The following is an 8,736-nucleotide window of genomic DNA, read 5'->3' on the forward strand; positions in this document are numbered from 1 at the left end:
TATTTCAAATGTAATAAAAAAGCGGAAAGTTTGGATAAGAAATAAGGAAAAGTAGAGTTTTTTGTTATCTTTGTTTCCTGCTCTAAAAAACAAATTGTACATGGGTTTAGTTACCGCGAAAGAAGTTGCCAAGGCAATAAATGTTGACAAGTATGGGGTTCTAGGTACTTTCTCTGGCTGGGTCCTTATGAAGGTGCTAAAGATATCTACCTTGAATAAGGTTTACGATAGAAATAAACATCTAGAAGATGTTGCTTTCTTGAATGGGGTTTTGGATGATTTACAAATCAAATTTGAAATTCCTGAAGAAGATTTAAAACGATTACCTAAAGATGGTGCTTATATTACTATTTCAAATCATCCACTAGGTGGTATTGATGGTATTTTATTGCTAAAATTAATGCTTGAAAGAGAGCCTAATTTTAAAATCATTGCCAATTTCCTATTGCATCGTATTGTTCCTCTTAAAAAATATATCATGCCTGTAAATCCTTTTGAAAATCATAAGGATGCTAAATCTAGCGTGGTCGGAATTAAGGAAACATTCCGTCATTTAAGTGATGGAAAACCTTTGGGTATTTTTCCTGCAGGTGAAGTTTCTACTTATAAAGATGGAAAACTAGTAGTAGATAAACCTTGGGAAGAAGGTGCGATTAAATTAATCCGAAAAGCCAAAGTTCCAGTTGTTCCTATTTATTTTCATGCTAAAAACAGTAAATTATTCTATTGGCTATCTAAAATAGATGACACTTTACGCACTGCAAAATTACCTTCGGAATTGCTTACTCAAAAAGATCGTGTAATTAAGGTGCGTGTTGGGAAGCCTATTTCGGTTAACGAACAAAACGAAATTGAATCTTTTGAAGAATACTCTGAGTTTTTAAGAAAGAAAACATATATGCTAGCAAATCCTTTTGAAAAGGAACATAAATTGCTAGATACTGCTAACTTAAAAATTCCTAGAAGCCCTAAGGAAATTGTTACTCCTGCAAATGAGAACAAGATAAATGCAGAAGTTGAAGCTTTAAGAAGCACTGATTGCAGATTATTACAAAGTAAAAATTACGAAGTGTTTTTTGCTTCTGCCAAAAACATTCCTAATATACTACATGAAATTGGTCGCTTACGTGAGATCACTTTCCGTGAAGTTGGTGAAGGAACAAATGAGCCTATCGATATTGACAAATATGATCAATATTACCACCATATGTTTTTATGGGATGATGATGCCAAAAAAATATCTGGAGCTTACCGCATGGGACTAGGTTCTGAGATTTACCCTAAATACGGAATGGATGGTTTTTACCTAAATGACCTTTTTAGATTTGAGCCTGAACTTCATGATATGATGCATAAATCTATCGAAATGGGGCGTGCATTTATCATCAAAGAATACCAACAAAAACCAATGCCTCTTTTCTTATTATGGAAAGGAATCATTCATACAACATTGCGTTACCCAGAGCACAAATATTTACTTGGTGGTGTAAGTATAAGCAATCAATTCTCTGATTTCTCTAAATCGTTAATGATTGAGTTTATGAAGTCAAATTATTATGATCCATATATCGCTCAATATATTCATCCTAAAAAAGCATATAAGGTAAAACTAAAAGATGCTGATAAAGACTTTATTTTTGATGAAGCTGAGTCAGATCTTAATAAGTTTGATAAAATTATCGATGAATTAGAACCAGGAAACTTACGTTTGCCTGTTCTAATTAAAAAATACATCAAGCAAAATGCACGAGTTGTAGCTTTTAATGTTGATCCTTTATTTAACAATGCTATCGACGGTTTAATGTACATTCGTATTGCCGACATTCCAGAGAGTACTATGAAACCAGTTATCGAAGAATTCCAGATAGAATTAGAAAGAAAACTTGCTGAGAAAGACGATTAATTTCTCAATATATAAAAACAAAAATCCCGTTTCAAATTATGAAACGGGATTTTTTTTATGTTTTAAAACCAAATTGATTGATGCAATATATCATCAAAGGAGTTGTTTTTTATAAAAAATATAATTCTTACAAAATGATAAACTGCTAGTAAAGCAGCCATTCTATATGCTAATTTCCTATTGTATAAAAGTCCCGTGAAATATTCTTTTTTAGTAATTAACTCTGTTACTAATACAATAATAGTTACCCAACAAAAAGCAATTACAAATGGCCCTAAAATATGGTAACTAATTGACTTATATAAATCTCCTTGATAAAAATAAACTAATGACTTAGTAATTCCGCATCCAGGACAAGGAAAACCAATAAGCATTTTAAAAGGACAAAATGACTGATCCGTCTCTAAATGATCATTATGATTATTAAGCATTAAAAAAAACGGAACTATCAGTGTAATTAAAGCACCGATAATTCCGTAAATTTTACGTTTTGTTCTGATATTATTTGTATAGTCTGTTGATATCACCTTGTACAATCATTGCTGCTGCAATAGGGAAAAACAACCCTAAAAGAATTAATAATGTCGATTGGTCTTTTTGAAGTTCTCCTGTTTTTTCATAAACCTTAGGTAATGCATCTTTTCCTGCTAGATAATAAAAATAAATATTAACTGGCATACAACATCCTGCAAAAATCGCAACAGGTTGTGATATAACCTCTTTCTCAGAAACAGCATTAAAAACCTCTGCTACTTTTATATTCCAATAAATTAAATACAATCCACAAGTTAAAATTCCAAAAAGCAATACCATAATTGGATCAACTTTAAATACAGGGATTGGGCCATTAAAGTTATTTGATGTTTTTTCTAATTCCATTTTTTATTCTTGAATTTGTTAATTCCTACTCTTTGGATTTTCGGTTACTCCTAGATTTTTAAAAGAAATATTATTTAGATTAATTCTTCCAAAAAAATCAGCAGCAATATTATTAAAAATTAACAAACAAAACTAATTATTATTTGAATATTTACAAGAAAAAACTCGTTATTAAATTCAAAAAAAAATATTACTCAAAGACTCATCTAATCTGTTATTTACAAACAAACAGCCTTAATTTTATCCACAATTACTTGCGCTAAGCGTTCATGGCTCTCAAATGTCCAACCAGCAATATGTGGCGTTAAAATCACTTTTCTTCCATCTAACAGATACTGAAAAGCTTCTGGTGTATTTTTATCCTGAAAAAGCGTTTCAAAAGATAGCTTTTCATATTCCAAAACATCCAAACCTGCCCCAAGTACTTTCCCAGATTGCATTGCAGCTACCAAATCGGCTGTAACAATATTTTTCCCTCTTGAAGTATTAATGATCCATAGTGGTTTTTTGAATGCATTAATAAATGTGGCATCAACCATTTTGTCTGTTTCTGGTGTCCATGGAATATGCAAACTCAACACATCTGTTTTCTCTTGAAATTCTTGTAACGAAACTTGTTTGGCATTTTCATCGCCTACATTATCCTTAATATCATAACACAAAACTTCTACATCAAAACCTCTTAATTTTTTTGCAAATGCTTTACCCATATTTCCGTAACCAATAATTCCTACCGTTTTGCCATCAAGCTCGTGACCACGATTACTTTCTCGGTTCCATTGTCCCGCACGAATCTCACTATCAGCAAGATTAAGTTTATTAAATAAGGAAAGAATCATTCCTAATGTATGCTCAGCAACTGCATTACAATTTCCTTCGGGAGCAGCAATGAGTTCTATATCTTTAGAAAGTGCATAATCGCAATCGATGCTTTCCAGTCCTGCTCCAACTCGTGCTATAAATTTTAAATTTGTTGCTTTATCTATAAATTGTTTATCAATCTTAAACCGACTTCTAATTACAATTCCTTGATAATCCTGAATTTTTGCTTCAATTTCTTCTTTAGTTGAAGTAAAATCAGCATAATTTTCAAATCCTGCTTCTTGTAATTGTTTCCAAAGAATTGGATGATTGCTATCGATATGTAAAACTTTAATTGGCATGAAATTATAACTTAAATTAGACTAACAAAGTAACAAAAAAAATATGGGTTATATCGTTTCTATATTAAATTGCCAACACTAAAACTCTTCTAAAAACCAACATTTCCTATTTTATTGGTTATATTTTTTTAACTTTGAAAATAATGCATTTTCAACCTTATTCCTAAAAATGAAATTAACAAAAACATTTAAGTCCTTTTTTCAAAGTGAAAAATCAGGAGGACTCATCTTACTCTTCGTAACGATTCTTTCTCTTTTTCTAGCCAACTCAATATTTCAAACCGAATATATTGCTTTTTGGGAAACCAATATCGGACACCATTCAATAACACATTGGATCAATGATGGCTTAATGACTATTTTCTTTTTGTTGATAGGATTAGAATTAGAACGCGAAATCTATCAAGGTGAATTAACTAGTATAAAGAATGCCTCATTACCTATTTTTGGTGCTTTGGGCGGAATGTTAATTCCTGCTGGAATATTTTTATTGCTAAATTTTGGAACTGCTACTCAAAATGGGGCAGGAATCCCTATGGCTACCGACATTGCTTTTGCAATTGGAATTTTATCTCTTTTAGGAAACAAAGTTCCCTCTTCTCTTAAAGTATTCCTTACTGCTCTTGCTGTGATTGATGATTTAGGTGCTATAATAGTTATTGCATTATTCTACACTACGAGCATATCTTTTTTAAATCTAGCTCTTGCTTTTGCAGTTCTAGGTGTGTTATTTATTTTTAACCGAATGAAAATTCACAATCTCTATATTTATCTAATTGGAGGAGTTATTATGTGGTACTTTATGCTTAATTCTGGAGTACACGCTACTATAACTGGTGTTTTATTGGCTTTTGTAATTCCATTTGGAAATGGAGGTAAAAAAACTTCTTCTTATAAACTACAACACTTTTTACACAAACCAGTTGCATTTTTTATCTTGCCACTATTTGCTTTAGCCAATACCTGTATTGCCATTAGTTCTGACTGGCATGAAGGATTAAGCCACCCCAATGCTTTAGGAATCATTCTAGGTTTGGTAATAGGAAAACCATTAGGGATAGCTCTATTTGCCTTCTTAGGTGTTACATTAGGAATTTGTACATTACCTAAAGAACTTAAATGGTCTTATGTTATAGGTGCAGGAATGCTAGGAGGAATTGGATTCACGATGTCTATTTTTATAACCTTACTTGCTTTTAATGAACCTGAAGTAATTACTTTTTCTAAAATAGCTATTTTACTTGCCTCTTTTATGGCTGGATTATTAGGTTTCATCTACTTAAAATTTTCACTTTCAAAGAAAAAAGTCAAACATACTTAAAAACAAAAAAGGACTTTCGGTTTAAACTGAAAGTCCTTTTTTTATAAGTCTTATTTTAAAACTATCCCTTAATTTGTTTTAAAGAAGTTTTAATTCCTTTTATTAACGATGAACTAAAGCCATTGTGTTCCATTTCGTTCAAACCAACGATTGTACAGCCTTGTGGTGTAGTCACTCTATCGATTAACTGTTCTGGATGAACTTTTTCTTCTAGTAACATTTTTGCAGCTCCTTTTACCGTTTGCGCCGCTATCGCTAATGCTGTTTGAGAATCAAATCCAATTTCGATTCCTGCTTGCATCGAAGCACGAATATATCGTAATGCATACGCTGTACCACAAGCTCCTAAAACAGTTGCTGCATCCATTAGTTTTTCGTCAATAATTGGTGCTGTCCCTAAATCTTCAAATAAAGTTATAACTGGCAACGCTTGTGTTTTATCTTTTTCGCTAAATGAAATACATGTAGCCGATTCTCCAAATTGTGCTGCAATATTGGGCATAATTCGAACCACGTAATGCTCATGATTAGTTTTATCCTTAAGTACATCTATCGCTAAACCGCTTACTGCTGAAGCTATTGTTTTGTTAGAAATTACAGGTAGAATTTCGGCCAAAACCGTATCAACCTGATAAGGTTTTATAGTCAAAATAATAAGATCTGCTTCCTGTATCTTGTGTTTATTATCCGATGAAACCGTAATGTCTAATTCTTGTAAATACAAAATACTAGTAGTATTTCTTCTGGTAATCGTAACTTGATTGTTCTTTGAAAATTTTGCAATTCCTAAGGCTATAGAAACCCCAAGGTTTCCTCCTCCTATTATGTGTACTTTCATTCTAGTTGTAATTTATAGTTTTTTGGTTGTTTTGGTTTAATAGATTAAGGCCTGAAAAGACTCTAAAACATGAAATATAGTGGTTAATTATATTTTAAATCATGCTTTTATTTTTATAATAACTTACCTTTTAATAATATGGATGCAATCGTGAAATAAATAACTAATCCTGTTACATCGACTAATGTAGCTACAAATGGTGCCGATGAAGTTGCTGGATCCAGCTTGAGTTTTTTTAACATAAATGGTATCATTGAGCCCGAAAGTGTTCCCCATAATACTATAAATAATAATGAAATTGAAACAGTCATTGCAACAAAAAACCAATGAGTTCCATATTCATAAAATCCAGATTTTTGCCAAATCATAATCCTTACAAAGCCTACAATTCCTAATATAGAACCTAATAAAAATCCTGATGCAATTTCTTTTTTCATTACATACCACCAGTCTTTTAGTGTTAGCTCTTTTAATGCCATAGCACGGATAATAAGCGTTGCTGCTTGTGACCCCGAGTTACCACCACTAGAAATAATCAACGGAACAAATAATGCTAAAACTACAGCTTTTTCTATTTCTCCCTCAAAAAAACCCATTGCCGAAGCTGTAAACATTTCTCCAATAAACAGAACAACCAACCAGGTAGCTCTTTTTTTAACCATTTCAAAAAGAGTCGTTTCTACATACGGTAACTCAAGCGCCTCTAGACCCCCAAATTTCTGAATGTCCTCTGTATCTCTTTTTTCTATCTCATCTCTTATGACATCGATAACGTCATCAATCGTAATGCGGCCTACCAAGCGTCCCAGTTCATCTACAACAGGAATAGCTTCTAAATCGTATTTTTCCATGATACGCCCAACCTCTACATCGGGAGTTTCGACATCTACGTAATGTAATTTTTTAATATAGACCTCGCTAACAGGAGTTCTTGTAGAAGTAGTTAATAAATCCTTAAGCGACAAACGCCCTTTTAATCTATCTTCATCATCAACTACATAAATAGAATGCACTCTTGAAATATTTTCTGCCTGAATTCGCATTTCTTTCACACAAGTAAGTACATTCCAATTTTCATTGACTTTTACCAACTCTTTATGCATGATTCCTCCTGCAGTATTCTCATCGTAACGTAATAAATCAACAATACCCTTGGCATGTTCTACGTCCTGAAGCTCAGATATTACTTCGGCTTTTCTATCTTTCGATAATTCACCAATAATATTGGCAGCATCATTTGTTTCTAATTCGTCAAGCTCCTCGGCAATTTCTTTTGGCGAAAGTCTACTTAATATATTCTCACGCAAATCATCTTCTAACTCTAGAAGAATCTCGGCGGTTTTTTCGCTATCTAATACTTTAAATATGTACGTTGCTTTATCAAAATCCAATTCATCCAGGATTTCGGCAATATCAGCATGGTGAATATCATTCAATAAAACTTCCAATTGCTTGTCGTTTTTACTTTGAATGAGATTTTCTAATTCTTGTATTAGACCTTTGCTGATTTTAAACTCCATCGGCTTCTATTTTCTGAGTTAATGCTATAAATTCTTCCACGTTTAGTTGTTCCGGACGCAAATCAAAGATAGTGTCTTCTCTTAACTTGTCTGATAAATTTAATGTTTTCAAACTGTTACGTAACGTTTTTCTGCGTTGTTGAAAAGCTGTTTTTACTACTGTAAAGAATAACTTTTCGCCACAAGGCAAACTGTAATCTTCTTTTCGGGTCATTTTCATAACACCCGATTTTACTTTGGGAGGTGGAATAAATACATTTTCATCTACTGTAAACAAGTACTCAGTATCATAAAAAGCCTGAGCTAAAACCGAAAGTATTCCATAAGCTTTTGACCCTTTCTTTTCACAAATACGTTGCGCTACCTCTTTTTGAAACATACCCGAAAACTCAGGAATCTGATCACGATATTCTAATGTTTTAAAAACAATTTGAGTAGAAATATTGTATGGAAAATTACCAATTATAGCAAATTGTTTCTTTTCGAAAACTTCATTTATATCATACTTCAAAAAATCTTTTGAAATAATTTTATCTTTTAATTTTGGATAATTCTCATCTAGATAAGTTACCGATTCAGTATCTATTTCGATAACATAGGTATTGATTGGCTTTTCTAACAAATATTTTGTTAGCACACCCATTCCTGGTCCAATTTCCAGTACCTCTTCATATCCTTTTAAACTTAACGTATCTGCGATTGCCTTAGCGATGCTTTCATCTTTCAGGAAATGCTGTCCGAGATGTTTTTTGGCTTTTACTTTTTCCATTTGTTTTAGATTATCAGATTGTTAGATTATTGAGTTTTTCGAAATAGCAATCCACTCAAATATCAAATAATCTATTTTTTATTAATTTCCCGAAGTTGCTGAATATCTAGTAAATCCTTAGCTCTATTGGCTTTAATTTTACTTGTAATCAAATCTTCTAAAGATAAAACATTCCATCTTAAAAATGTTTTATCATTTACAGTTACTTCCTCACTGTCATTATAAGCTTCATCAAAAGTTTTATTTACCGAAAATTTGGTAATTAATTCTAGATCTAAATCAATTGGAGAAAATTTTACTGATATATTTTGCTCTTGATTTTTTACATTTTCAGGAAAATCAG

General features: G+C 32.1%; 8 protein-coding genes and 1 pseudogene. 2 read left to right on the plus strand and 7 right to left on the minus strand.

Translation table 11 applies throughout. The features are described 5' to 3' along the window. Nucleotides 1–100 precede the first annotated feature (100 nt). Nucleotides 101–1,903, plus strand: coding sequence for a lysophospholipid acyltransferase family protein (locus AC1RYN_RS15070; RefSeq protein ID WP_264286246.1), 1,803 nt, complete (start codon nt 101–103; stop codon nt 1,901–1,903). 62 nt (nt 1,904–1,965) lie between these two features. Here the strand turns inward: AC1RYN_RS15070 and AC1RYN_RS15075 are convergent, their stop codons facing one another. The 3 genes from AC1RYN_RS15075 to AC1RYN_RS15085 form a co-directional block, all read right to left on the minus strand. After that, the gene (locus AC1RYN_RS15075; RefSeq protein WP_481807609.1) at nt 1,966–2,430 is read right to left on the minus strand and encodes a DUF2752 domain-containing protein; all 465 of its coding nucleotides are present in this window, start codon (nt 2,428–2,430) and stop codon (nt 1,966–1,968) included. Continuing rightward, nucleotides 2,405–2,782, minus strand: coding sequence for a DUF4234 domain-containing protein (locus AC1RYN_RS15080; protein ID WP_481807610.1), 378 nt, complete (start codon nt 2,780–2,782; stop codon nt 2,405–2,407). The genes AC1RYN_RS15075 and AC1RYN_RS15080 overlap by 26 nt, the downstream gene beginning before the upstream one ends. Nucleotides 2,783–3,000: 218 nt before the next feature. Next, on the minus strand, nt 3,001–3,945 hold the full coding sequence (locus AC1RYN_RS15085) for a 2-hydroxyacid dehydrogenase (RefSeq protein WP_481807611.1): 945 nt from the start codon (nt 3,943–3,945) through the stop codon (nt 3,001–3,003). A 169-nt stretch (nt 3,946–4,114) separates the two neighbouring features. Between AC1RYN_RS15085 and nhaA the strand changes: the two genes are divergently transcribed. After that, nucleotides 4,115–5,266, plus strand: coding sequence for a Na+/H+ antiporter NhaA (gene nhaA, locus AC1RYN_RS15090; protein ID WP_481807612.1), 1,152 nt, complete (start codon nt 4,115–4,117; stop codon nt 5,264–5,266). A gap of 61 nt (nt 5,267–5,327) precedes the next feature. On the opposite strand, the gene proC is transcribed toward nhaA, so the two are convergent. From proC to AC1RYN_RS15110, 4 genes and pseudogenes are all read right to left on the minus strand, one after another. Continuing rightward, nucleotides 5,328–6,104 carry a pyrroline-5-carboxylate reductase gene (gene proC / locus AC1RYN_RS15095; protein ID WP_481807613.1) on the minus strand — a complete coding sequence of 259 codons (777 nt, stop codon included), beginning with the start codon at nt 6,102–6,104 and terminating at the stop codon, nt 5,328–5,330. A gap of 113 nt (nt 6,105–6,217) precedes the next feature. Next, on the minus strand, nt 6,218–7,624 hold the full coding sequence (gene mgtE, locus AC1RYN_RS15100; RefSeq protein WP_481807614.1) for a magnesium transporter: 1,407 nt from the start codon (nt 7,622–7,624) through the stop codon (nt 6,218–6,220). Continuing rightward, nucleotides 7,614–8,393 carry a 16S rRNA (adenine(1518)-N(6)/adenine(1519)-N(6))-dimethyltransferase RsmA gene (gene rsmA / locus AC1RYN_RS15105; RefSeq protein ID WP_481807615.1) on the minus strand — a complete coding sequence of 260 codons (780 nt, stop codon included), beginning with the start codon at nt 8,391–8,393 and terminating at the stop codon, nt 7,614–7,616. The genes mgtE and rsmA overlap by 11 nt, the downstream gene beginning before the upstream one ends. A gap of 71 nt (nt 8,394–8,464) precedes the next feature. After that, a pseudogene (locus AC1RYN_RS15110) lies at nt 8,465–8,736 on the minus strand (hypothetical protein); the annotation flags it as partial.

This window comes from Flavobacterium sp. TC780 (genome assembly GCF_056783245.1).